The 24,961-nt window shown below is 39.0% G+C and carries 21 protein-coding genes; 18 read left to right on the forward strand and 3 right to left on the reverse strand.

Features of this window, described 5'->3' with window-relative positions; genetic code table 11:
* Positions 1 to 22: 22 nt before the first annotated feature.
* The 3 genes from PYW34_RS03960 to PYW34_RS03970 form a co-directional block, all read right to left on the reverse strand.
* On the reverse strand, positions 23 to 1,222 hold the full coding sequence (locus tag PYW34_RS03960; RefSeq protein WP_002302199.1) for a YdcF family protein: 1,200 nt from the start codon (positions 1,220 to 1,222) through the stop codon (positions 23 to 25).
* 118 nt (positions 1,223 to 1,340) lie between these two features.
* Positions 1,341 to 2,648, reverse strand: a complete 1,308-nt coding sequence (locus PYW34_RS03965; protein WP_002302201.1) for a serine hydrolase — start codon at positions 2,646 to 2,648, stop codon at positions 1,341 to 1,343.
* 115 nt (positions 2,649 to 2,763) lie between these two features.
* Positions 2,764 to 2,886 (reverse strand): hypothetical protein, encoded by a 123-nt coding sequence (locus PYW34_RS03970; RefSeq protein WP_002296297.1) that lies wholly within the window; start codon positions 2,884 to 2,886, stop codon positions 2,764 to 2,766.
* 232 nt (positions 2,887 to 3,118) lie between these two features.
* Here PYW34_RS03970 and PYW34_RS03975 point away from each other — a divergent pair, with 232 nt between their 5' ends.
* The 18 genes from PYW34_RS03975 (at position 3,119) to copB (ending at position 24,874) form a co-directional block, all read left to right on the forward strand.
* Positions 3,119 to 4,237 carry a hypothetical protein gene (locus PYW34_RS03975; RefSeq protein WP_002294874.1) on the forward strand — a complete coding sequence of 373 codons (1,119 nt, stop codon included), beginning with the start codon at positions 3,119 to 3,121 and terminating at the stop codon, positions 4,235 to 4,237.
* A gap of 502 nt (positions 4,238 to 4,739) precedes the next feature.
* Complete coding sequence (locus tag PYW34_RS03980; protein ID WP_002323868.1) at positions 4,740 to 5,060, forward strand: hypothetical protein; 321 nt, start codon at positions 4,740 to 4,742, stop codon at positions 5,058 to 5,060.
* Between the two features lie 451 nt (positions 5,061 to 5,511).
* Positions 5,512 to 5,712: a cold-shock protein gene (locus tag PYW34_RS03985; protein WP_002288762.1), complete on the forward strand. Its 201-nt coding sequence runs from the start codon at positions 5,512 to 5,514 to the stop codon at positions 5,710 to 5,712.
* A gap of 146 nt (positions 5,713 to 5,858) precedes the next feature.
* Positions 5,859 to 8,648: a helicase C-terminal domain-containing protein gene (locus tag PYW34_RS03990; RefSeq protein ID WP_002333094.1), complete on the forward strand. Its 2,790-nt coding sequence runs from the start codon at positions 5,859 to 5,861 to the stop codon at positions 8,646 to 8,648.
* A gap of 46 nt (positions 8,649 to 8,694) precedes the next feature.
* A complete protein-coding gene (locus PYW34_RS03995; RefSeq protein WP_016631404.1) occupies positions 8,695 to 9,222 on the forward strand; it encodes a DUF5590 domain-containing protein in 528 nt (175 codons plus the stop codon).
* A gap of 20 nt (positions 9,223 to 9,242) precedes the next feature.
* Positions 9,243 to 10,433: a pyridoxal phosphate-dependent aminotransferase gene (locus PYW34_RS04000; protein WP_002296294.1), complete on the forward strand. Its 1,191-nt coding sequence runs from the start codon at positions 9,243 to 9,245 to the stop codon at positions 10,431 to 10,433.
* Between the two features lie 39 nt (positions 10,434 to 10,472).
* Positions 10,473 to 11,771 (forward strand): asparagine--tRNA ligase, encoded by a 1,299-nt coding sequence (gene asnS, locus PYW34_RS04005; protein WP_002288767.1) that lies wholly within the window; start codon positions 10,473 to 10,475, stop codon positions 11,769 to 11,771.
* Between the two features lie 1,051 nt (positions 11,772 to 12,822).
* Positions 12,823 to 13,497 carry an SGNH/GDSL hydrolase family protein gene (locus PYW34_RS04010; RefSeq protein ID WP_002301946.1) on the forward strand — a complete coding sequence of 225 codons (675 nt, stop codon included), beginning with the start codon at positions 12,823 to 12,825 and terminating at the stop codon, positions 13,495 to 13,497.
* Positions 13,494 to 13,835, forward strand: coding sequence for a hypothetical protein (locus tag PYW34_RS04015; protein WP_002319756.1), 342 nt, complete (start codon positions 13,494 to 13,496; stop codon positions 13,833 to 13,835). Before PYW34_RS04010 ends, PYW34_RS04015 begins: the two co-directional genes overlap by 4 nt.
* Positions 13,836 to 13,864: 29 nt before the next feature.
* A complete protein-coding gene (locus tag PYW34_RS04020) occupies positions 13,865 to 14,224 on the forward strand; it encodes a YccF domain-containing protein (protein WP_002288776.1) in 360 nt (119 codons plus the stop codon).
* A 260-nt stretch (positions 14,225 to 14,484) separates the two neighbouring features.
* Positions 14,485 to 14,607: a hypothetical protein gene (locus PYW34_RS04025; protein ID WP_002288777.1), complete on the forward strand. Its 123-nt coding sequence runs from the start codon at positions 14,485 to 14,487 to the stop codon at positions 14,605 to 14,607.
* 141 nt (positions 14,608 to 14,748) lie between these two features.
* A complete protein-coding gene (locus PYW34_RS04030; RefSeq protein ID WP_002301949.1) occupies positions 14,749 to 16,830 on the forward strand; it encodes a heavy metal translocating P-type ATPase in 2,082 nt (693 codons plus the stop codon).
* Between the two features lie 310 nt (positions 16,831 to 17,140).
* Positions 17,141 to 18,607 (forward strand): APC family permease, encoded by a 1,467-nt coding sequence (locus tag PYW34_RS04035; protein WP_002288779.1) that lies wholly within the window; start codon positions 17,141 to 17,143, stop codon positions 18,605 to 18,607.
* Between the two features lie 614 nt (positions 18,608 to 19,221).
* Positions 19,222 to 19,761, forward strand: a complete 540-nt coding sequence (locus tag PYW34_RS04040) for a transcriptional regulator (protein ID WP_002289037.1) — start codon at positions 19,222 to 19,224, stop codon at positions 19,759 to 19,761.
* A gap of 73 nt (positions 19,762 to 19,834) precedes the next feature.
* A complete protein-coding gene (locus PYW34_RS04045; RefSeq protein ID WP_002294855.1) occupies positions 19,835 to 20,275 on the forward strand; it encodes a CopY/TcrY family copper transport repressor in 441 nt (146 codons plus the stop codon).
* A gap of 12 nt (positions 20,276 to 20,287) precedes the next feature.
* The gene (gene copZ / locus PYW34_RS04050) at positions 20,288 to 20,497 is read left to right on the forward strand and encodes a copper chaperone CopZ (protein ID WP_002289040.1); all 210 of its coding nucleotides are present in this window, start codon (positions 20,288 to 20,290) and stop codon (positions 20,495 to 20,497) included.
* Complete coding sequence (locus PYW34_RS04055; protein WP_002330083.1) at positions 20,497 to 22,683, forward strand: heavy metal translocating P-type ATPase; 2,187 nt, start codon at positions 20,497 to 20,499, stop codon at positions 22,681 to 22,683. The genes copZ and PYW34_RS04055 overlap by 1 nt, the downstream gene beginning before the upstream one ends.
* A gap of 19 nt (positions 22,684 to 22,702) precedes the next feature.
* Complete coding sequence (gene copB / locus PYW34_RS04060) at positions 22,703 to 24,874, forward strand: copper/silver-translocating P-type ATPase CopB (protein ID WP_002296533.1); 2,172 nt, start codon at positions 22,703 to 22,705, stop codon at positions 24,872 to 24,874.
* The last annotated feature ends 87 nt before the right edge of the window (positions 24,875 to 24,961 follow it).

The raw sequence follows: 24,961 nt of genomic DNA on the forward strand, positions 1-24,961 counted from the left end.
TGTTTTGTCACACCTTGTTTTTTTAGAAAAGTAAAGTAATCAGCGATAAGAATGCGGAGCCTGCGAAAAGCAATCCGCAAATGATCATATGTCTTTTTTTGTTCATCATCAAGATGGCGATGTATTCTCTTAAAAACGCATTAGGCAAGTAGTAGAAAGCTGTTTTTGCACCAATACCATTTGCTTTCAATTTGGCTTGCCGCGCATAAAGACCGGCTCTAAAAATGTGGTAATTGTTGGAACTAAAGATCGCGCGGTATGGCCCTTTCATTTGCTGATCCATGATTTCCTTTGAATAGAGCATGTTCTCCAAAGTGGTTGTCGAATTGGTTTCGACAAGAATGTCTCTTTCAGGGATTCCTTGTTCCATGGCATATTGTTTCATCGCAATGGCCTCTGGTACTTTTTCGTCTGCTCCTTGCCCGCCAGACATCAATAAGATGGGCGGATTTAATGTAGCACGGCTTTGAGCCCGATAAAAAGCAATTGCCTTATTGATTCGCTTGGCTAGAAGAGGAGACACTGTTTCTCCATTGATCAACCCAGCGCCTAACACAACGATGAAGTCTTGATTGTATCGAGGTCGGTTGAACTGATACAAGAATGAGACAGTCAAAAAGTTGTAGAATACGATAAATAGATAGATCAAGATCAGGGGAACGCAGAAAAACAAAGCATTTATCCATTGCGGCAAATATTTTAACAAGAAAAAGTCAAAAACAAGAAACAGTGTAAGAAAAATGGCTAGTATCAACGTTAAAAGATTAGCTAATGAATGCGATTCTCTACGTAAAACTGTGACCCCGTTCCAAAAAAGAAAAACAATCAATCCATAAATACCAAATAAAAGGACAAGTAGCAATGGAATCGTGATCAAGGCGATCAGTCCGCCAAGGAAAATATTTTGCGTTTCATACAGCAAGACAAACAAGTAGATGCCGAAACTGATGAGGAAAACATTGAATAAAAGACCATTCAGCAGCCTTCGTTTTTCTGTGAAATAAGAAAAAGCAAAGATACTAAAGAACAACAATGGAATCAAAAAATAAAAGGTCGAATAAAAAATTTCCAACACGACAAAATAAGTTAAGATTACCGTAAATGTCCACGTACTGCCGTAAAAGAACAAGGAAGGATCCTTCTTCTGTTTTCGCCAATAAACGATAGAGAATACCCCAATAAGATAGAGAACTAAAAAGATCAGATCTCTGGTTAGATTCATAAATTCAACTCCTTTTTCTTATACAGTATAACGAAAATAGATGAAAAAAGCTGTTATTTAAACTAGAAAAAGCAAAAAAACATCTTTCCGATGGAAAGATGCTTTTCTTATTGTTCAATTAAAACAAGTTGCCGAAAAATTCTGCGACGCGTCGCCAGCCAATCACGAACATATTCGCTTTTTCCACTGTTTTATCCGTAATGATCTCTGTTGATGGCGCATTGTTGTCTTCTAAATAACCTAATTTATCGTCTGCCAAGGTGATCGTAGCGGTACCGATTTTTGTACCTTTATCCATAGGTGCTTGGATCTCGTTGTCAGTGACTTGCTTCTTGTCAAGTGTTGGTGTGATCGTTAATTTGCCAGTATCCATATCGTTTCGTACCCATACTTTTACAGGGCTTTTAAGCACAACAGGAACTGTTGATTCTTTTCCGTCTTTTACATCAATGGTTTTTAGGCTAGGAATACTTGCGTTAGCTTTTCCGAGCTCTTTTTCTGACCAATTGTCATAGCAGTAGTCCATCAAACGGTCTGTTTCATTGAAGCGGGCACTCGGGTTTTCCGCATGGCCGTCCGCATTCAATACGACAGTGATGATCCGTTGATCGTTTTTAGTGATCGTACCAACGAAACAAGCACCTGCAAGCTCAGTCGTACCAGTTTTTAATCCGTCCACGCCTTCCTTGTAATTAACGAATCCTGGGAGCATCCAGTTCCAGTTGACCATTTCCACTGGTGATTGCGTATTTTCGCCAAACATTTGGGTCGTAGTACTTGATACATCCAGTATTTCTGGGAAATCCAAGATCAAATGGCGGGCAACGATGGCCACATCTTGAGCAGACATTTGATTTTCGTCGTTTTCTCCAGTGCCTTCTGGTCGGTTTTCGCCAAGATAAGAGTTATTCAGTCCTGATGCATTAACGATTGTTGCATCTTTGATTCCCCAATCTTTCAATTGTTCTTTCATTCGTTCAGTGAATTTAGCTTCGCTGCCAGAGATTTTTTCTGCCAAGGCCACCATTGAAGCATTGGCTGACTGGATGATTGCAGAGTCGAATAATTCTTTGACAGTGTAGGTGTTTTCTTTATGCAAAGGAACATTCGATAAATCTGGGGTGATACTCAAATTTTCTGCATAATCTGAAATCGAAACTTTATCATCCCATGACAGTTTTCCTTCTTTTACTTGATCAAGAACGATGTAAAGACCGATGATTTTTGTGATTGAAGCGATCCCCATGGTTTTTTCTCCATCTTGATCATAAAGAATCTTACCGCTTTGCGCATCTACAGCAAAAGCTGCTTTTGCATTTACTTTGAACGTATCTTCAGCTTGCACAGCAACAGCTGGTAGAAAAGAAGCAAGGCAAAGAATGAGACTAGCCAATAATAGGACTAGACGTGTTTTTTTTATGGACATATCCGATCTCCTTGTAATTAATTTGTTTCGCTACAAATTAAAATTTTATCAGAGAGGGGAGAGAGTTTCAATGTTTCTGAAAAAACTTTAGGATAAGAACGCACGTTATGGAAGGTTAGCGGTCGTTTTTACGTACTTTTACAGGAATAGGCTGTGTTTCCGCATCTAATAAGCGGGAAGCGCTGAAAGCAAATAAACTGATAATACTTAATAAACTGAAAATCATAATCAAATGCATAAGATCCACCTCTTTTATTCTTTTTCTTAGTTTATCAGCATTTCATGAAGAATAGTTGAAGACTGGGGCTAAATAATTGAGGAAATTATGAAGATAACTTAAAAAAATAGCTAAATTTAAAACCGTAGAAACCGTTTTATTTTTTTAGATACGTTTTATTGTATGGAAAAATAGTGTTGTGGTAGACTTTAGATAGAAACAAAGGAATGATTTTTTTAGGAGGGGTACGTTTATGGCAAAAAAGGATAAAGAATTATTGTCACAATTGACTTCAGAAGGCGCTAAAGGACCATTCGTCACGATCATGCTGAATACGCATGTCGCCCATCAAGATGTGGAAAAAGATCAGATCAAATTCAAAAATTTTGCGAAAGAAGCAAAGAAACGTTTTGAGAAAAAATATTCCGAACATGACTGGTCCCCGTTCCAAGAAAAAATTGAAAATTTGTTAGGAGATCCTTCGTTTTGGCGTAGTGCAACTACGAGTGTAGCGGTCATTATAACTGCTGACCAAACCTATATCCATCGTTTGAGTATCCCGGTAGACGATCAATACTATGTAAGTGATCTTCCTTATTTACTGGCTATTATCAAAAATGGGCAGTTCAACTATTCTTATTATTTATTGGGATTGAACCGCGACTCCATGAAATTGTATGAAGTCAGCAACAAACAAGTAAAAGAAGTATCTCTACCAGAAGGGGCACCGGTTGATGTCGTTACTGCATTGGGATCTGAACTGACAGGTGGCGGTTTGAACTTCTCTTCTAATGGAGGAGGCGGAGCCCGAGATGGAGTAACTTTCCATGGCGTAAATCCAAAAGATGAAGAAGTAGAGATCGATTGGGTCAACTATTACCAAGCAGTTGATACGTACTTGAAGGATTCTTTCGAAAATCCAGAACAATGGCCGATTTATTTATTCGCTCTACCAGAAAATCAGACGATGTTCAAAAAAATTGCTAAAAATCCCTATTATTGTGCAGACGTTGCGATTTCTGCTTCTCCTGCGCAGCTATCCTTTAGAGATATCGAAGAAGGGGCGAAGAAGCTGTCAAGTGAACTCGCAGCTCAAGAATCAAAAGAATACAATAAACTCTTAGATAAGAAATTCATCGATCAGTTAGTTGATATCGTTCCAGCTGCGAAAGAAGGAAAAGTGTCGCATCTATTTATCGCTACGTCAAACTTAGCTGATGGTTTCGGTGAAGATCCTGAAACAGAATATGATCGGCGTCAAGTGTTGAATGCATTAGCAGATGATGTGATCATTAATGGCGGGAAAGTGTTTATTTTGGATCAAAAAGATGCGCCAGATGAAAAGAGTCTGACAGCGATTCTTCGTTATTAAAAGAGGTTGTGAAATCAGTGTTTTGACCTGAGTATTAGAGAAACAAACGGAAAAATAGTTTCACATATTTTGCCGTTTGTTGAGCTAATACCGAAGGTCAGCTGATTAAACACCGTGTATGAGAGGTTGTGAAAAAGCTGTTCTGCATCAAGTAATAAGAACAGCAAGCAAAAATAGCTCTTCATATTTTTTGTTTGGTGGGCTTATTACCGCAGATGCAAGCTTTTGAACACCGTTTAAGGAAGAGGTTGTGACAGAAGTGGTCAGCTTCAAGAAATAAGAAGAGATTGACAAAAATTATTTCTCAAATTTTTGTGAAATTTCGGCTTATTTCCGAAGAAGCTACTTCTGGAACACCGTTTAAAAAAGAGGTTGTGACGTGGTCACGACCTCTTTTTGACGATTATGATACAAAAAACATCATTTATGAACAAAATGTGAATAACGGGCGTTCTTGAGATATGATTTTAATTGGGAAAAACTTATCGATAAGGAGGTCTTTATGAAAAAAAGACTGTTATGGTGTTTGCTGTTTCTATCCCTAAGTTTAACAAGTCAGCCAGTTTTTGCTGAAGAAACACAGCGGTCTCCTATTACAGGCACACGTCTGTACAAAAATGTTTATGTACAGACAACAGATCTTGATTCTGCGATTCCTGAAACAGAAGAACGGTCTTTGCAGCCAAGATTTGGTTACTTTTGGTACTGTCCGACCTGTGATTATGAAAGTTGCTGGCATTTCTTACATTCTACAGCTGCAGCTTTTGCTTTTACTCATACTCAGAAATATGATGGACATCATCCTGTTATTTATGAGGTATAGATATGAGCAAAAAAGAAAAACTAATCTCGTTGATCGTATTGGTTTGCCTTGTTCTTCTGGTAACTGTCATAGGCTATCAGAAATACCATGAGAACATCAGACCTACTAAAGAATCTTCCCCAGCCTCGACCGTTGAAACAGAACCGATAAGTAGTCAGAAAGAATAATTTTTTTAGTTTAAAAAAGAACATCAGAGCAAAAAAACACCAACTGAACAATATGTCGTTTATTTTAAAAAAAGTTCGGTTTTTCGCTTTATGTAATCGCTGAGAAAACTTTTTTTAATAAAAAAAGTCGAAAAACTCTAGCTTTTTTGTAAACGGTATGATATACTAGAGGAGTAGTTTTTGTTCGGTAATCTGTGGTAGCTTGTTTCAAATAAACATCTTCCAGATATACACCATTCAAGTAATTGCAAAATATGTGTTGATACACAAGGAGGATTTTTATTATGGAAACAGGTACAGTAAAATGGTTTAACTCAGAAAAAGGATTTGGATTCATCACTGCAGAAAACGGAAACGATGTATTCGTTCATTTCTCAGCTATCCAAGGCGACGGATTCAAAACTTTAGAAGAAGGCCAAGCAGTAACTTTCGATGTTGAAGAAGGCCAACGCGGACCTCAAGCAACAAACGTTACTAAAGCTTAATTAACCTATACTAAAAAATAAACGCCCAGACATTTGCGTGTCTGGGCGTTTTTGTCTATTTTCTTTAAAAAGCGATGAGAGTATTTTTCTGCACTTTGTAGTATAATTTCAAAAGAACATTAGAGGCAGGAGAAGAGGAAGATATTTTGAAACCAAGAACTTATGCAGTCGTTGATATCGAAACGACTGGGACGAATCCAAAAGAAGATCGGATCATCCAATTTGGCTGCGTCATGATTGAATCAGGTCGGATCACTTCACGTTTTTCGATCGATATTCATCCAGGGCGGAAGATTTCAAAACAAATCCAGCATTTAACAGGGATCACGAATCAACGCGTCCAAAAAGCGCCTTATTTCGAAGATGTCGCCCAAACGATTTACAATCTTTTGGCAGACACCATATTTGTCGCGCATAATATTTATTTTGATTATAATTTTTTGAACCATGAACTCATGCGATGCGGACTTCCTAGTTTGAAGATACCAGGCATCGATACAGTAGAACTTGCACAAATTTTCTTGCCGACGGAACCAAGCTTTCGCTTAGCTGATTTGTCAGAAAGCCTTGGATTTATTCATGAGAATCCTCATCAGGCAGATAGTGATGCCGAAGTGACAGGTCAACTTCTTTTGCTGATCGAAGAACGGATGAGAAAATTGCCAATCATCACGTTAGAGCAGATTGCGCGATTAAGTAGACACACAGGTATGGATACGAGTCGTTTCATTTATCATGTGATTGAAGAAATGAAAGAAAAACCAGAGCCACTTGATCCCTCGTTAGAAATCGTCGATGGGCTAGCTTTACAGAAAAAAGAAGTGGAACTATTCACATCCGTCCATTATGGCGAGCGGACATATCCAAGAAAAAAACAAGCAAAAGAAAAAATGTTTGGTAAAACACTGATGTATCGAAAAGAACAGAACAGACTGATGAATGCGGTCTACGACCATTTCACAAAAGATGAATCAAAAGATTTGATGATCGAAGCAGCTACAGGAATGGGTAAAACAATCGGTTATCTGCTACCATTGAGTTATTTGGCTACACCTGAAAAACCCGCTGTCATCAGTACCGTTTCGCTAGTTTTGCAGCAGCAGATCATAGAAAAAGACATTCCATTGCTGAATCAATTGCTAGATCAGCCCATACAACCTGTAATTATCAAAAGCTATCGCCACTATATCGACCTGCAACGATTTAAAGGAACACTTGTGGAACCGCCAGAACAAAAACAATATGCTTTGTATCAAATGGCGGTCTTAGTTTGGCTGACGCAAACGAAGACCGGTGATTTGGATGAATTACATTTAACAAATTTGAACCATTCATTCTTTGCAGATATCGCGCACAGAGGTATTGGATTTTTAGCAAGAAATCAGTCATTTTACGAACAAGACTTTGTTCGTTTCTTGCAAAAGAAAATCAGGCAAAGTAATTTTTTGATTGTCAATCATGCGTTTTTAGTACAAGAAACACAGCGAAAAGAACCATTGCTTCCAGCTAGTCCATTTTTGTTGATCGATGAAGTACATCATTTGCCGGAAATCGCTGAAAAAGTAAATGACAAACGATTAAGTATTAACTATTTCCATAAACAAATCCAGCAATTAGAAGAACCAAATCAGCTGTTTGACCGAATACAAAGCTATTTACCGAAAGAACATGAAGCCTTACGCTGGTTATCGATTTATCGAGAAGAACTTTCTGCGCTATGCGAAGCACAGATTTGTATGGCAGAAGGATTAATGAGTTTAGTGAGCGGCAAGCAACCCAACGGACAGTATCCAGAAGAAGTCATGATGACAAAAGAGATGTTGGATCAGCTGCCACTGGAATCTGGGACAGCCATTGATCACCTGCAGCTTTTTTATCAGGAGATCCAGCAGCTACAGTCACAAATGCGTCTGACTTTTGAGATTATCCAAGAAAGCTGGACAAACCAGATGCGGATCGATTTAGCAAGTTTATATAGCCTATTTGATCAATTAGACAAGCAGTACTTGCTGATGGATCAATGGCTGGAAGACTGGCGAGATCATTTGATCCATTGGTTCGTTCCTGGGAACACAGCGCAGCAGATGATTTTTCATCTCCATGATTTTCAAGCGGCTATGTTGCCGTCGACTGTTTGGTATCCTCGATATGATCGTATTCTTTATATTGGAGGAACGCTGAAGATCGGCCCTAATCGACACTATCTCTCTAAGAGGCTTGGCATTGAAGCAGCACCTCTTAAAGTGATTGCCTCTCCTTATGATTATGAGAAACAGGCAAGGATCTATGTGCCAAAAGAGGCACCTGCCGTCCATCAAGTCAGCAATCAAGCATATATCGATTATTTAGAGACAGCACTTACAGGTCTGATCGAACAAGAAGATCGGCCAATACTTGTGTTATTCACTTCTCATGATGTTTTGCAGAAGGTCTATCAGAAAATGCATCTGTCTATGCTAGAAAAAGGACGAGAAATACTAGCTCAAGGGTTTGGCGGAAGCCGGGAGAAGCTTTTGAAACGCTTCATTTTGTCAGAAAAAAGCGTATTGTTTGGCGCTGACAGTTTTTGGGAAGGTGTAGATTTGCCTGGAGATGCTTTGCAGATCGTTGTAGTCACACGTTTACCCTTCGATAATCCGCTTCGCCCGATGGTCAAAGCTAGGAACGCTTATTTAGAATCAGAAGGGATCAATCCTTTTTACCAGGAATCCGTACCTAAAGCAACTTTGAAGTTACGCCAAGCATTAGGACGCTTGATAAGGACGGAGACAGATCGTGGCGTATTGCTTATTTTGGATCGAAGACTAGTTACTGCAAAATATGGTGCACGGATCATCCATGCATTACCGAAAAAAGTACCGATCAAAGAGCTAGCTATGGAGGAAATCTATCAGGATATCCATGAATTCTTAAAGAAAAATGAAGAAGGAAGTTAGAGGAGCTGTCTTTTTTCATAATTAAAATCTGCTATAATGAAAAGGAATGAAGATAAAGGAGCGACGACCCTTGAAGAAAAAACAGACAAAGGAAAAAACGATTAATCGCGTGTTACTTGGCTTGATCGTATTTTTATTAGCGGTCATCGTGATCAGCTCGATTTTTTACTTGCGTTCCAGTCGTCCGGCGGTGCAGGCGAAGAAAGAAGCAGTAGAAATCGCAAAGAAATATGCAAATCTTGAGGAAGCCGATCATTTTTATTGGTTTACTCGAAAGAAGACATACTTTTCACTGACAGGTACAAATGATAAAGGAAAAGAAATCGCCGTTATCATTCCTAAATCTGGTGAAAAAGTAAAAGTATTGGATCAAACAAAGGGACTGACTGAAAATGAAGCAAAACAGACAATTGCTGCGGCCCATCCTGAAATCCAAATCGAAAAAGCTGCTTTAGGGATGTATGATGATCAGCCTGTGTGGGAAGTAGTAGGAAAAGAAACAAATGGGAAACTGAATTATTACCTGATTGGCTATGAATCTGGAGATGAAGTCAAGACAATCAAGGGAATTTAAAAGGTAAAGGAATGAATGGGATGGAGTTATCAAAAAGAACAAAACGATTAGAACCGTCTGTCACTTTGGCAGCTGCGGCAAAGGCCAAGGCATTAAAAGCAAAAGGCAGAGATGTGCTGAGTTTGACTGTGGGAGAACCGGATTTTGCGACACCAGAAAACATCCAAGAAGCAGCAATCGAAGCAATCCGCAATGGGAAAGCTAGCTATTATACACCAACAGCAGGAATCCCAGAGCTTCGACAGGCAATCGTTGATTATCTGAAGAAAAACTATGGACTTGTCTATGAACCTTCACAAACAGTCGTAACAGACGGAGCGAAATTTGCTTTGTATACCCTTTTCCAAACGATCCTTGACCCGCAAGATGAAGTCATCATTCCTGTGCCTTACTGGGTCAGTTACGGTGAGCAAGTAAAACTGGCAGAAGGACTTCCTGTCTTTGTGAAAGGGGAAGAATCCAATAGCTGGAAAGTTACTGTTGAACAGCTAGAACAAGCACGTTCAGAAAAAACAAAAGCCGTAATCATCAATTCTCCATCGAATCCGACTGGAATGATTTATAGCAAGAATGAACTGCAGGCAATCGGTGAATGGGCAGTAAAAAATGATATTTTGATAGTTGCTGATGATATTTATGGCCGTTTAGTTTATAATGGCAATGAGTTTACTCCAATTGCAACGATTTCAGAAGCAATCAAAAATCAGACCATCATCATCAACGGCGTGTCTAAAACATATGCGATGACAGGCTGGCGCATTGGTTATGCGGTGGGAAATCCTGTGATCATCAATGGAATGATCGCTGTTGCTTCCCAATCAACTAGCAATCCGACAGCAGTCAGTCAATATGCAGCTGTTGAAGCATTGAAAGGTGAGCAAGATACAGTAGAAGAAATGCGGAACGCCTTTGAAGAACGCCTGAATACGTTATATCCGCTTGTGGCAGAACTGCCGGGTGTTTCTCTTGAAAAGCCGCAAGGAGCTTTCTATCTTTTTCCTAATGTAAAAGAAACGCTACGCATGTGTAAGTATGAAAATGTCACACAATGGGTAGAAGATCTTTTAGAAGAAACAGGGGTAGCGCTTGTGACTGGCGAAGGCTTTGGGGCACCAGAAAATGTCCGCATGAGTTATGCCACTGATCGCGCTACGTTAGAAGAAGCGGTACGCAGAATCAAGCAATTTATTGAGAGTAAAAGTCAAAATTAATCCTGAAGAAATTCAAGGAATATAAAAGGAGAGTCATACGTGGAACAAATTCAAATCATCGATTCGAAAAACCATGTGGGAGAAACAGTAACAATCGGCGCTTGGGTCGCAAATAAGCGATCAAGCGGAAAAATCGCATTTTTACAATTAAGAGACGGAACAGCCTTTTTCCAAGGTGTAGTTGTAAAAAGCGAAGTGTCGGAAGAAGTTTTCCAAACAGCTAAAAATCTACACCAAGAAACATCCGTGTTAGTAACTGGAGAAATCCGTGAAGACAGTCGTTCAAAATTTGGTTATGAAATCGGAATTACAAATGTGGAAGTGGTAAGCGAGAGCCACGATTATCCGATCACACCAAAAGAACACGGAACAGATTTCTTGATGGATCATCGTCATTTATGGCTGCGTTCTTCAAGACAACATGCGATTATGCAGATCAGAAATGAAATCATTCGTGCAACGTATGAATTCTTTAATCAACATCATTTTGTCAAAATCGATCCGCCGATCTTGACTGGTTCTGCACCAGAAGGCACTACGGATCTATTCGAAACAAATTACTTTGATCAAAAAGCTTATTTATCTCAAAGTGGCCAATTATACATGGAAGCTGCTGCTATGGCTTTCGGAAAAGTCTTTTCATTCGGTCCGACTTTCCGTGCTGAAAAATCAAAAACACGACGTCATTTGATCGAATTCTGGATGATCGAACCAGAAATGGCTTTCACTCATCAAGAAGAAAGTTTAGAAGTACAGGAACAATATGTAGCATTCTTAGTACAAAATGTTTTAGATCATTGCGAATATGCATTAGATGTACTAGGACGAGACAAAGAAGTCTTAAAAACTTATACAAAATTGCCATTCCCTCGTATTACTTACGATGATGCAATCGAATTACTGAAGAAAAATGGATTTGATGACATCGAATGGGGCGAAGACTTTGGTTCACCTCATGAAACGTTCATTGCGAATTCATTCGAACAGCCTGTCTTTATCCTAAACTATCCAAAAGCCATCAAGCCATTCTACATGAAACCACATCCAACAAGAGAAGACGTGGTAATTTGTGCAGATATGATCGCACCAGAAGGTTACGGTGAAATTATTGGCGGAAGCGAACGGGCAACAGACTATGATTTCTTGCTAGAACAAATCCGTAATCACGGTTTGGATGAAAAAGAATATTCATGGTATCTTGATCTACGTAAATACGGTTCTGTTCCGCACTCTGGTTTTGGTCTAGGCCTTGAACGAACAGTCACTTGGATTGCTGGTATCGACCATGTACGTGAAGCTATTCCATTCCCACGTTTGTTGAACCGAATTTATCCATAAGAGGTGATGAAAAAGCTGTTTAGTTTCGAGTATTAAGAAAAATTTTGTGGAAATGGCTTTCCACATTTTTGCATAAATTTGGCTTAATACCGAGAAACTGGCTTTTGAACACCGTTTAAGGAAGAGGTTGTGAAATCAGTGCCTTGACCTGAGTATTAGAGAAACAAAACGGAAAAATAGCTTCTCATATTTTACCGTTTTTTTAGCTAATATCGAGGGTCAGCTGATTGAACACCGTTTATATCAAGAGGTTGTGCGCCTGCCGTTCAGCTCCGAGTCACAAGGAGTAATTTCAAAAAACAGTTTTTCATGTTTGATGACTATTGTGACTTGTGACCGAGGAGTTGGCCGGAGAGCAACGTTTATTTAAAAAAAAGAACTGCGAACTCTCGCAGTTCTTTTTTTAAAATACGGGATAAAGGAAGTTTCCAGCAGACAAGAGAAGAAAGCAAAAGAAATTGCTATTTGATTCACAAGGTTCTATAACGAAATCGCAATCAATCAAACATATACAAAGAAGGTTATTCAAATGGAAATCTGATTTGATGATGCTTCTGCTGTTGAAATAAAGCAGCATCTAGTACCTGAAAACAAACTAATAGTAACATTCGAAGATGGAGTAGGTCCGTATTTTCAGCATGCAATGATCCATATGTAAGTTTAATTCATCCTTGAAATCATCGGACCAGATAAAGTTATGACCAATCTATCCCAAGCAATCTAGAAGAGATATTAGTAAAAGAACATTTACTGGAAGTCTTAGATGAGCCTATAAATATATGTTCTGATGGCGTCATCAGTGGTCTGATTGACGGAAGCTTAGGTGTGATCGATTTCTCTGGACCAAACAACGAAGGAATCAAGGGGAATCCGGCACGTTAAGAAAAAAAGTATAAAAAACTAGACACTTGATGAGCGTTCATTCAATTGATTGAAGGGACTAGGCTGGTGTCATTTTTTATACATATATTTTCTCTTTCGTCTTGATAGGGCTTATGGGATAATATAAGGAAGAAAATCATCGTTTTATTCAAAAAGGAGTTTTTGACAAATGAAAAAACGTATATTATTTATCGGTGACAGCATTACAGACGCAGGAAGAGACCGAGCAGAAGCAACTGATCTAGGTAAAGGTTATCCACTTTTGATTGCCGGAAAACTAATCTCCCAATATCCAACGATGGAATTTGAATGCATGAACCGTGGGATAGGAGGAGACAAAATTGCAGATCTGCAAGTACGCTGGCAAGAAGATTGTTTAGCTTTACAACCTGACTATGTATCGATTTTGATCGGAATCAATGATACCTGGCATAATACTAGCGATCAGGCTATATTCGGAACTGAGAAATCTGCGCAGCAATTTGAATCCGTTTATCGAAAATTACTAAATGAACTTCAAACAGCGGAAATCTGCAACATCATCTTGATGGAGCCGTTTGTACTTCCTATAACCGACGACCGTCATGGCTGGCGTAAAGACTTAGACCCTAAAATCCAAATTGTTCGTAAACTTGCTAAGGAATATGGCGCATTGCTGGTTCCTTTAGATGGCATATTCAATGCTTTAGGGATTGCTTATGGTTTTTCGAAATATACAAGAGAAGATGGGGTCCACCCAACGATTGGCGGACATGAGATCATTGCACAAAGCTGGATAGATGCAATTGCCGCAGTCGATTTTTTTAGTGGAGATAAAAATGAGCGAAAGAAAAGTGAGAAATGATGGAAATACGGTGGGCAGTAAAAGAAGATTTACCTCAAATCAATCAGCTGATTACTGATCATCCAGAATCATTCGTAAAAGCAAAAACGGCAGCTGACCTAAATGATAAGAATAAACTATTGCTCGTTGCTGTAACAAAAGAAAAACGGATTATCGGATTTGCGCAAGCGGACGTGCAACAGTCAGAAGAACGGGTGGATCAGCGACCATCAGGAAAACTAATCCAACACACATTAGTAACAAAAGAAAATACGGAAGAAATCCAAAAAAAATTTGCAGAATACTTGATGCTGGAAGCTAAAAAAAGAAGAATAAAATCAATTTTTGCCCAGTTTTAATCAAAAACAGTAATAGAAGGAGAAATACAATGAGTTGTTTAGGAAATGTCATCTGGTTTATATTCGGCGGACTAATCGGTGGTCTTAGCTGGTTAGCAGCGGGGATACTTTGGTGTATCACGATCATAGGTATCCCAATCGGTATGCAATGTTTTAAGATCGCCTCCCTTTCTTTTGCGCCTTTTGGCAAAGAAGTAATTTATCACCAGTCTGGCATGTCATTGATCGTTAATATCATCTGGCTGATCGTTTCAGGCCTACCAATTGCTCTCGCACATGTCGTCAGCGGCATCCTTCTATGTATCACGATCATAGGGATACCTTTTGCCAAGCAATCTTTCAAACTTGCTCGATTGGCGTTGATGCCATTCGGTGCAGAAATTGTATAAAAAGAGAATAATAAAGGTTAGAAAACGCATAGAGTCAGGTGGGATACATGTATTTCACCTGACTCTATGTGTTTTCCTGTATAAGTTCTCCCATGTGACTTTTACGTCTTTTATTTATATGGGATTACTGTTTATGGAAAGTTGAAATAATTTTCATTAAAGAACTCTTTCTATATTTTTGAAAGCGTAGTGGAGCTTCGAATATCTGGGAAGGACATTTTGCAGGGATTGAAAAAAGATATTGTCCTATCGAAAAATTAATGAATTTAGACAAATTGCCAGCAACAGGCTTCAAACTTAGTTGCTATCCTGTCAAGATCAAGAAGGCAAGTGCGGGTTGGATAAGAGCAGGGGCAATGATCGAAGAGAAAAAGAAAGAATAAGCCAAAACATCTGTATGGAAGAAATTTTCCGATGCAGATGTTTTTCATTTTTTCTTTCGGATACCTTGACATATGAATAACCATTCATTTATAATTAGTTATGAAGAGATATTCATATGTTGAGGCGAGGAGGTCATTAAAATGAAAAGTTACAGATTAGAAGGTTTAGATTGTGCGAACTGTGCAATGAAAATCGAAAAAGGAGTTCAGAAGATCAATGGAGTCAAGGAAGCAACGGTAAACTTCACTTCTGGAAAACTAACGATTGACGCAGAGGAAGATCATTTGGCTACGATTGAACAAGAAACAAAAAAAGTAGTGAAGGAATTAGAACCAGATGTCAAAGTAACAGAAATAGATAAGGAAAAAGTATCTGAACATGGAAATGAAAAAGAGAGAAATACGCTGTTCCGGATTTTATTTTCCCTTGCAGGTATCGCTTTATTGCTATTATTTGATTTTAATGAACCAATTCGCTTGATAGGGTATTTATTGATTTATCTGCTGATAGGATATGATGTAGTGAAGAAGGCAGTGATGAATATCGTCAAAGGAAAAATCTTTGATGAGAATTTTCTTATGTCTGTTGCTACGATTGGCGCTATGTTGATCGGTGAATATCCAGAAGCCGTAGCAGTGATGCTATTTTATCAAATCGGCGAGTATTTCCAAGGATTGGCAGTCAGTCATTCAAGAAAATCGATTCGCGAATTGATGGCGATCCGTCCAGAAACAGCTCACGTGCAGACGACGGAAGGATTGATGACCGTGAACCCTGAAGACGTGCAGATCGGTCAGTTTGTACTTGTGAAGCCTGGTGAACGTGTACCGTTAGATGGAACGATCATCGAAGGAGAATCATTAGTCGATACGTCAGCACTTACAGGAGAATCAGTCCCTAAATCTGTATATGTTGGTGAAACAGTATTAAGCGGATTTATCAATAAAAATAAACCATTTTTAGTTCAAGTAGAAAAATCTTATGAAAATTCTACTATCAGCAAATTATTAGAATTAGTAGAAAATGCCAGCAGTAAAAAAGCACCAGCTGAAAATTTCATTACTAAATTCGCGCGCTATTACACACCAGTCGTTGTAGGATTGGCCGTTTTATTAGCTGTTTTACCTCCACTTGTTGTTTCTGGAGCGGCGTTTTCTGAATGGATCTATCGAGCATTGACATTTTTAGTGATCTCATGTCCATGTGCATTAGTGATTTCCGTGCCACTTAGTTTCTTTGGCGGTATCGGAGGCGCAAGTAAAATCGGTGTATTAGTAAAAGGTTCAAATTACTTGGAGTTGCTTGCGCAAACCGAGACAGTGGTATTCGATAAAACCGGCACATTAACGAAAGGTGACTTTTCGATCCAGACGATCGATACAAAAATCGATCCAAAGAAATTCATGCAATATATTGCGAGTGCAGAACAGTTTTCTACACATCCGATTGCTCAATCTGTTTTAGAAGGCTACGCAGGTCCGCTTTTACCAACAACTAATATCCAGGAATTTGCAGGTGAAGGGATCTTAGCTGAAGTTGATGGCAAACAAGTATTAGCAGGTAATCACAAATTGATGGAAAGATTTGAAATCTCTTTTCCTTTAAGTCAAGAAATCGGTACATTGCTTTATCTAGCGATCGATCAAAGTTACAGTGGTTATCTTGTTATTGCAGATACCTTGAAAGAAGATGCCGTAGACGCATTGGTTCAATTAAAACAGGCTGGTGTGAAGAACACAGTCATGTTGACGGGCGACTCGAAAAAAATTGCTGATCATATCGGGAAGCAAGTAGGCGTGGACAAGATATATAGCGAATTGCTTCCTGAAGATAAAGTGCAGCGGTTAGAGGAAATCTTACAAAGAAACAATAAAAAGACCGCATTTGTCGGAGATGGAATCAACGATGCACCGGTGCTAGCAAGAGCAGATGTAGGAATCGCAATGGGTGGATTGGGAAGCGATGCTGCAATTGAAGCAGCAGATGTAGTCATCATGAATGATCAACCATCGAAGATTGCAGAAGCAATCCATTTAGCAAAGAAAACATTGAAAATCGTCAAACAAAACATTGTCTTTGCTATTGGGATAAAAATTTTGGTACTTGCCTTAGGTGCTTTTGGTTTTGCATCAATGGGAGATGCAGTATTTGCAGATGTTGGGGTGACAGTATTAGCTGTTTTGAATGCCATGCGAAGCTTGCATGTAAAAAATAAACGTTGATCAATGAAGAGGACGAATGAACGTCCTCTTTTTTTTATATCCTTTTCTTAATGAAAAATGTAAAGAAAATAGATAGGATTATAAAATAACTAATGTTTTTAATTTTGCAGAAAATTCAAAATAGCTTGAAATTCAATAAGGTCAATGAAATAAAAGAAAATAACTTATTTTTTTGATGGAAAAAATATGAAAAAACGATGTGTATTAAATAAAAGAATACACACATAAAATAACACTGTCTTGTAAGTTTGTTAAAAATTGAATATGATTACATCTGGATAACAAATTTTTATCATAAAGGAGAGAACGAATGAACAACAAACAATTACGCTGGTTTACTGTTGCGTTAATTGCATTTAACATGGTTTGGGGCATGGGGAATGTAGTTAATAACTATGCTCAGCAAGGAGTATCAGTTGTCACCTCTTGGCTATTGATTTTGGCCATTTATTTTATTCCATACGCATTGATCGTTGGACAATTAGGATCAGCCTTCAAGGATAGTAAAGGAGGCGTCAGTTCATGGGTCGAAAATACGACATCTAATAAACGACTGGCATACTATGCCGCTTGGACTTACTGGGTCGTCCATATTCCTTATTTGGCACAAAAGCCTCAAGCAATTCTGATTGCTGGTGGTTGGGCAGTCCAAGGAAATGGAAATATCGTAAATACGATGTCAGTACAAATGGTAGCAGTTATTTCACTTATTATATTTCTTGCCTTTTTATATTTATCAACAAAAGGACTTTCTACTTTGAAAGTGATTGGCGGACTGGCCGGAACAGCGATGTTCGTCATGTCGATCTTATTTATTCTTTTAGCTGTAACGGCACCGTTCATCAATCCAACGATGGAATTTGCCACACCACATATGAATCAAGTGAAAACATATATTCCAACATTTGATTTCAGTTATTTCACAACCGTTTCGATGCTAGTATTTGCAGTTGGAGGGGCGGAAAAAATATCCCCTTATGTCAACTCTACAAGAAATCCTGCAAAGGAATTTCCTAAAGGGATGATCTTCTTAGCAGCAATGGTAGGGATTTGTGCTGTATTAGGCTCAGTCGCAATGGGTATGCTGTTTGCTAGTGATAATATTCCTAAAGACTTGATGGCAAATGGGGCATACAGTGCTTTTCAAATTTTAGGTAATTACTATGGTATCGGTAACTCATTGATGATCATTTACGCATTGACAAACATGATTGGACAAATCTCCGCATTAGCCTTTTCAATTGATGCACCACTAAAAATCTTGTTAGCAGATGCGGATCCAGAATTTGTACCAAACTGGCTACGTAAACGTAATCGTAAAGGTACATTGGTGAATGGTTATCTTCTGACAGGTATACTAGTAGGAATCATTATTTTGTTGCCGATTTTTGGTATCAAAGATATGAATGAATTAGTAAAATGGTTGACGAACTTGAACTCAGTTGTCATGCCAATGCGTTACCTATGGGTGTTCTTGGCATATATGATGTTGAATAAAGCTTATAAGAAATTCAATTCTGAATATAAATTTGTTAAAAATCCAAAAATCGGTTTTATCTTTGGTGCTTGGTGCTTTGCCTTCACTGCGTTTGCATGTATCCTAGGAATGGTGCCAAAAGTAGATTATACTGCTGATCCTAAAGCATGGTGGTTCCAATTATTTACGAATATCATCACACCAATCGTCTTGATCTTATTAGGTATGATCTTGCCAGCAATTGCTCGTCGAGACAAAAACAAAGAAATCACTGAACCAGAAACAGTGGTTCAGCCTTAAAATAGAAATACTTGTTACAAGAGGTTGTGACAGAAGTGGTCAGCTTCAAGAAATAAGAAGGAATTTACGAAAATTGCTTCTCAAATTTTTGTGAAGTTTCGGCTTGTTTTTCGAAGAAGCTACTTCTGGAACACCGTGAATCAGAGGTTGTGAAAAAGCTGTCCTGCATCAAGTAATAAGAACAGCCAAACAAAAATAGCCCCTCATATTTTTCGTTTGGCTGGGCTTATTACCGCAGATGCAAGCTTTGGAACACCGTTTAAGAAAGAGGTAGTGAGCCTGCCGTTTAACTCCGAGTCACAAGGAGCAATTTCAAAAAACAACTTCTCATGTTTGTTGACTATTGTGACTTGTGACCGAGGTGTTGGCAGGAGAACACCGTTTAAGGAAGAGGTTGTAAAATCAGCGATTTGACCTGAGTATTAGAGAAACAAACGGAAAAATAGCTCCTCATATTTTGCCGCTTTTTGAGCTAATGCTGAAGGTCAGCTGATTGAACACCATTTATTCGAAACAAGGGACTTTGACACGACTTTTGTCACAGTCCCTTGTTTTTTTGCGGCGTTATAAGTGGTATGATCGAACCAAATTCCAAAGAGAAGTGAGGGAGAAGAATGAAGATCATCGTGATTGGACAAAGTGGGTCGGGAAAATCGACCCTCGCAAGGAAGATCAAAGAAATCACCGACTTTCCGCTACTGCCGCTAGACCTTTTATGGCATACAACAGACTACAGTATTCAGGCAAAAAAGTGGTTTTTGCAAGAACAGCAATTGTTTATGGTATCTAATCCGTCATGGATCGTTGAAGGAAATTATACTTCTACATTAGAGGAAAGGATTAAAGAAGCAGATAAGATCATTTGGCTTAAAGTGCCGCGTTATCTCGCCATCTACCGAGTAGTTTGGCGTTCTCTAAAAAGAAAGATAAACAAAAAATCTCGGCCAGATATGCCTGAATCATTTTCGGAGAAACTAAACAGGGAATACTTAGAATTTTTATCTTTTATCTGGCATTTTGAAGAAAACAATGAACCGAAAATACAGCAGCTGATCCAAGTAGCTAATGCAAGAAATAAACTGATCATCCTTAAAACAAGACGAGAGAAACAAGAATTTTTAACTAAATTGAAAATAGAGAGCAAAAATAATTGACAGTTTTTGTTTACAAGTGTAATCTGTATTCATAAGATAATGATTACATTTGTAAACGAAAGGTGTGAAATAAATGGAAAAAGTCAAAACGCCAGTAAAGATCAGTGATTCAGAGTGGGAGATCATGCGTGTTATTTGGACACTTGGACAGACGACAGCCCAAGAAATCACGCAGATCTTAGCTGATTCGATGGATTGGAAACCAGCAACGATCAAAACTTTGCTGGGTCGTTTGGTAAAAAAAGAAGTGATCTGGACAGAACAAGAAGGAAAAAAATTCATTTATCATCCAGCTGTCTCGGAGATGGAAACAGTTCGCAGTGCGACGGAAAATCTTTTTTCCCATATCTGTGCAAAAAGGATTGGAGAGACGATTGCGGATCTAGTAGAAGAAGCCACTTTGACTCAAGAAGATATCAATGAGATTTTGAAACAACTGGAACAAAAGCAACCAGTAGATACGATCGAATGTAACTGTATCCCAGGTCAATGTGAATGTAAACAACATCAATAGGAGGAAGAAAAAATGAAACAACAATTTTCAATCGAAGGTATGAGCTGCAATCATTGTGCAGCAAGAGTAGAAGAAACAGTAAGCGCACTTGACGGCGTGCAAAAAGTGAAAGTAAATTTGAAAAAAGCAAACGGTACGGTCAAGTTTGATGAAACAAAAGTTCAATCCGAAAAGATTTGTCAAGCAATCAATGGATTGGGTTATAAAGCAGAGGTGATTTGATGGCAACAGCAGAAACCAAAATGGATACGTTCGTCATTACAGGTATGACTTGTGCAAATTGTTCTGCTAGGATCGAAAAAGAGCTGAACGGACAACCTGGTGTGGTCAATGCCACAGTCAACTTGGCCACTGAAAAAGCAAGTGTCAAATATGAAGGGACGACCACTGAAAAATTAATCCAAAGCGTAGAAAACATCGGCTATGGTGCAATTTTGTACGATGAAGCCCACAAACAAAAAATTGCAGAAGAAAAGCAAGCGTATTTGAAAAAAATGCTATTCGATCTTATATTGAGTACGGTTTTGACTTTGCCGTTGATGTTGTCAATGATTGCTATGATGTTAGGAAGCCATGCGGCGATTGTTCACTTTTTTCATTTTCCAATCGTCCAGTTAGTGCTGTCTGCTCCTGTCCAATTTTATGTCGGTGCTCGTTTTTATAAAGGTGCGTACCATGCAATCAAGACGAAAGCACCAAATATGGATGTATTGGTAGCAATTGGAACATCGGCTGCCTTTGCATTGAGCATTTACAACGGATTTTTCCGTGGACACCCCCAAGATCTTTATTTTGAAAGCAGCAGTATGATCATCACGCTGATTTTGCTCGGCAAATATTTGGAACATACAGCAAAAACGAAAACAGGTAATGCAATCAAACAATTGATGTCTCTTCAAACAAAAACCGCCCAAGTGATAAGAAACGGGAAAGAAGAAACGTTAGCGATTGAAGAAGTAGTCGTTGGTGATCAACTAGTCATCCGTCCTGGTGAGCAGATTCCAGCAGATGGTCGAATTATTTCAGGAAGCAGTGCGATAGATGAAAGTATGCTTACTGGTGAAAATCTTCCTGTAGAAAAGAATCCGGATGACACGCTCTTTGGCGGGACAATCAATACGAATGGTCTACTTCACATGGAAGTTACACAAGTCGGCAAGCAGACAGTATTAGCGCAAATCATTCAAATGGTGGAAGATGCTCAAGGGAGCAAAGCCCCAATCCAAAAAATCGCAGATCGGATCTCAGGGATTTTTGTTCCGATCGTATTAGTCATCGCGTTTATCACGCTCATAGCTACAGGTTTGATCACTGGTGATTGGCAACTCGCATTGATCCATAGTGTCTCTGTATTAGTCATTGCGTGTCCATGTGCATTAGGTTTAGCGACTCCAACAGCTATTATGGTAGGAACGGGTGTTGGTGCACGAAATGGAATTTTAATTAAAGGCGGAGAAGCATTAGAAGCAGCTGCTCACTTAGACAGCATTGTTTTGGATAAAACTGGAACGATTACAGAAGGAAAGCCCAAAGTTACAGATCTAGTCGGTTCTAAAGAAGTCCTATCTATTTTTTATACTTTAGAACAAGCTTCTGAACATCCACTAGGTAAAGCAATCGTGGAATACGGAAAACTGCAAGAAGCAGCAACATACGATATGATTGATTTTACAGCCCACCCAGGTGCTGGAATCAGCGGTACGATTAACGGAGTACGCTATTTTGCGGGTACACGTAAACGATTAATTGAATTGAACCTATCATTTGATGAATACCAAGAACACGCGTTAGAATTAGAACAGCAGGGAAAAACAGTCATGTTTTTAGCTGATGAAAAGCAAGTGATCGGGTTGATTGCCGTGGCTGATCAAATCAAACTAGAAGTCAAACAAGCAATCAAGCAGCTCCAGAATAAAGGATTAGATGTTTTTATGCTGACAGGAGACAACAAACTGGCAGCCGAAACGATTGGTAAACAAGTTGGTATTGATCCAAAGCATATCTTTGCTGAAGTACTTCCAGAGGATAAAGCAGCCTACGTAGAAAAACTTCAGAAAGATGGCAAAAAAGTCGGTATGGCAGGCGATGGAATCAATGATGCACCGGCCTTAGCATTAGCTGATGTCGGTATGGCAATGGGAAGTGGAACGGACATTGCGATGGAAACAGCCGATGTGACGCTGATGAATAGCAGTTTGGCATCCATTGCACAAACAATCGAGTTGTCTAGGTTGACATTGAGAAAAATCAAACAAAATCTTTTCTGGGCTTTTGTCTATAATACGATTGGTATTCCTTTTGCCGCACTAGGCTTTTTGAATCCAATCATTGCAGGAGGAGCGATGGCGTTTAGTTCCGTCAGTGTATTGTTGAACTCCCTGAGCTTAAATCGACACATGAAAAAGTAAGAGAAGGGATGGAGTAAAAATGAATGGGAACGATATGGAGAAAAAACATGAGCATAAAAAAGAAGTAGTAAACAAAGAAAGTACAGAATCTCATGAAAAACAGATGGAGATGAAACATGACCATAGTCAGATGGATCATTCCATGCACATGGGACATAACCATGGAGATATAGCAAACAGCAAACAAATGGACCATTCGATGCACATGGATCACGAACACGGCGGCATGGATCATTCCATGCACATGGGGAATTTCAAACAAAAATTTTGGCTATCGCTTATCCTAGCTATCCCAATCATTCTTTTTTCACCAATGATGGGAATGGAATTTCCATTTCAAGTAACGTTTCCTGGTTCTGATTGGCTCGTATTGATCTTAGCAACTATACTATTTATCTATGGCGGTCAGCCATTTTTAAGTGGAGCTAAGATGGAATTGAAACAAAAAAGTCCTGCTATGATGACACTGATCGCGATGGGGATTACAGTTGCATATATTTATAGTGTCTATTCGTTTATCGCAAATCTGCTCAATCCACATACACACGTCATGGATTTCTTCTGGGAATTGGCTACTTTGATCGTTATTATGCTACTAGGTCACTGGATTGAAATGAATGCTGTGTCGAATGCCAGCAATGCTTTACAAAAACTAGCAGAATTACTGCCAGAATCAGTGAAACGCTTGACGAAAGATGGAAAAGAAGAGACAGTTTCATTGAAAGAAGTAAACGAAGGTGATCGTTTGATCGTCCGGTCTGGTGATAAAATGCCAACAGATGGTGTAATCTTGAAAGGTGAAACAATTGTTGACGAATCAGCTGTGACTGGCGAATCAAGAGGAATCAAAAAACAAGCCAATGACAAAGTGATTGGCGGTTCTATCAATGGGGATGGAACGATCGAAATCGAAGTAACTGGAACTGGTGAAAATGGTTATCTAGCGAAGGTTATGGAAATGGTGCGAAAAGCACAAGGAGAAAAATCCAAGCTAGAGTCATTATCTGACAAAGTGGCAAAATGGCTGTTTTATGTCGCATTAATTGTGGGTATCCTGGCATTCATCGCCTGGTTGTTCTTGACAGATCTTCCTAATGCATTAGAACGTATGGTAACAGTCTTTATCATCGCCTGTCCTCATGCTCTAGGTTTAGCTATCCCATTAGTTGTTGCTCGTTCCACATCAATAGCAGCTAAAAACGGATTACTTTTGAAAAACCGCAATGCACTGGAGCAAGCCAATGATCTAGATGTGATCATGCTGGACAAAACAGGAACACTAACAGAAGGAAAATTTACTGTAACGGGTGTCGAAGTACTTGATGATGCGTTCAATAAAAATGAAATCCTTCAATATCTAGGAGCCTTGGAAGCGAATGCCAATCATCCATTGGCTGTTGGCATTATGAATTATTTGAAAGAACATGAAATCAAGCCTTATCAAGCTGAAAACCTAAAAAATCTTTCAGGAGTCGGGCTAGAGGCAACAGTCAAAAAACAACAAGTGAAAATAGTTAATGAAAAAGAAGTTGAGCGTCTCGGATTAAACGTAGAACAAGCATTATTGAAACCTTACCAAGAACAAGGAAATACCATCAGCTTCCTGATTTTAGAAAATCATCTAGCTGCAATCGTTGCTTTAGGTGACGTAGTAAAAACAGAAGCAAAAGAATTTATCCGAACATTGAAAGAAAGAAAAATCACTCCTGTCATGCTTACTGGTGACAATAAAAACGCTGCCCAAGCAGTAGCAGATTATTTAGGGATCGAAGAATATTATGGCGGTTTATTACCAGATGATAAAGAAGCTGTTGTCCAGAAATACCTTGACCAAGGGAAAAAAGTAATCATGGTGGGTGATGGGATCAATGATGCGCCAAGTTTAGCCCGTGCTTCAATCGGGATGGCAATCGGTGCAGGGACAGATATCGCAATCGATTCTGCGGATGTCGTATTGACAAACAGCGATCCAAAAGATATTTTGCATTTTCTTGATCTAGCCAAGCAAACGCGAAAGAAAATGATCCAGAACCTCTGGTGGGGGGCAGGTTACAATATTCTTGCAATTCCGCTAGCAGCCGGAATTCTTGCGCCAATTGGTATCATATTAAGTCCAGCAGTTGGTGCTGTCTTGATGTCGTTAAGTACGGTAGTTGTAGCTCTAAATGCTTTGACATTGAAAATCAGATAATAATGAAAAAAGGTTGTGACAAAAAACGTGTCACAACCTTTTTTTCGAGTAATCGATACTCAATCAGCTGGTTCTCGGCATTCCAGA

This window comes from Enterococcus faecium, from assembly GCF_029023785.1.
GTDB classification, from domain to species: Bacteria; Bacillota; Bacilli; order Lactobacillales; family Enterococcaceae; genus Enterococcus_B; species Enterococcus_B faecium.

What these genes read in the sequence shown, in the direction of transcription:
- PYW34_RS03960 (WP_002302199.1), bottom strand. Translation starts at nt 1,222, where the DNA reads ATGAATCTAACCAGAGATCTGATCTTTTTAGTTCTCTATCTTATTGGG.
- PYW34_RS03965 (WP_002302201.1), bottom strand. Translation starts at nt 2,648, where the DNA reads ATGTCCATAAAAAAAACACGTCTAGTCCTATTATTGGCTAGTCTCATT.
- PYW34_RS03970 (WP_002296297.1), bottom strand. Translation starts at nt 2,886, where the DNA reads ATGCATTTGATTATGATTTTCAGTTTATTAAGTATTATCAGTTTATTT.
- PYW34_RS03975 (WP_002294874.1), top strand. Translation starts at nt 3,119, where the DNA reads ATGGCAAAAAAGGATAAAGAATTATTGTCACAATTGACTTCAGAAGGC.
- PYW34_RS03980 (WP_002323868.1), top strand. Translation starts at nt 4,740, where the DNA reads ATGAAAAAAAGACTGTTATGGTGTTTGCTGTTTCTATCCCTAAGTTTA.
- PYW34_RS03985 (WP_002288762.1), top strand. Translation starts at nt 5,512, where the DNA reads ATGGAAACAGGTACAGTAAAATGGTTTAACTCAGAAAAAGGATTTGGA.
- PYW34_RS03995 (WP_016631404.1), top strand. Translation starts at nt 8,695, where the DNA reads ATGAAGATAAAGGAGCGACGACCCTTGAAGAAAAAACAGACAAAGGAA.
- PYW34_RS04000 (WP_002296294.1), top strand. Translation starts at nt 9,243, where the DNA reads ATGGAGTTATCAAAAAGAACAAAACGATTAGAACCGTCTGTCACTTTG.
- PYW34_RS04010 (WP_002301946.1), top strand. Translation starts at nt 12,823, where the DNA reads ATGAAAAAACGTATATTATTTATCGGTGACAGCATTACAGACGCAGGA.
- PYW34_RS04015 (WP_002319756.1), top strand. Translation starts at nt 13,494, where the DNA reads ATGATGGAAATACGGTGGGCAGTAAAAGAAGATTTACCTCAAATCAAT.
- PYW34_RS04020 (WP_002288776.1), top strand. Translation starts at nt 13,865, where the DNA reads ATGAGTTGTTTAGGAAATGTCATCTGGTTTATATTCGGCGGACTAATC.
- PYW34_RS04025 (WP_002288777.1), top strand. Translation starts at nt 14,485, where the DNA reads ATGAATTTAGACAAATTGCCAGCAACAGGCTTCAAACTTAGTTGCTAT.
- PYW34_RS04030 (WP_002301949.1), top strand. Translation starts at nt 14,749, where the DNA reads ATGAAAAGTTACAGATTAGAAGGTTTAGATTGTGCGAACTGTGCAATG.
- PYW34_RS04035 (WP_002288779.1), top strand. Translation starts at nt 17,141, where the DNA reads ATGAACAACAAACAATTACGCTGGTTTACTGTTGCGTTAATTGCATTT.
- PYW34_RS04040 (WP_002289037.1), top strand. Translation starts at nt 19,222, where the DNA reads ATGAAGATCATCGTGATTGGACAAAGTGGGTCGGGAAAATCGACCCTC.
- PYW34_RS04045 (WP_002294855.1), top strand. Translation starts at nt 19,835, where the DNA reads ATGGAAAAAGTCAAAACGCCAGTAAAGATCAGTGATTCAGAGTGGGAG.
- copZ (WP_002289040.1), top strand. Translation starts at nt 20,288, where the DNA reads ATGAAACAACAATTTTCAATCGAAGGTATGAGCTGCAATCATTGTGCA.
- PYW34_RS04055 (WP_002330083.1), top strand. Translation starts at nt 20,497, where the DNA reads ATGGCAACAGCAGAAACCAAAATGGATACGTTCGTCATTACAGGTATG.
- copB (WP_002296533.1), top strand. Translation starts at nt 22,703, where the DNA reads ATGAATGGGAACGATATGGAGAAAAAACATGAGCATAAAAAAGAAGTA.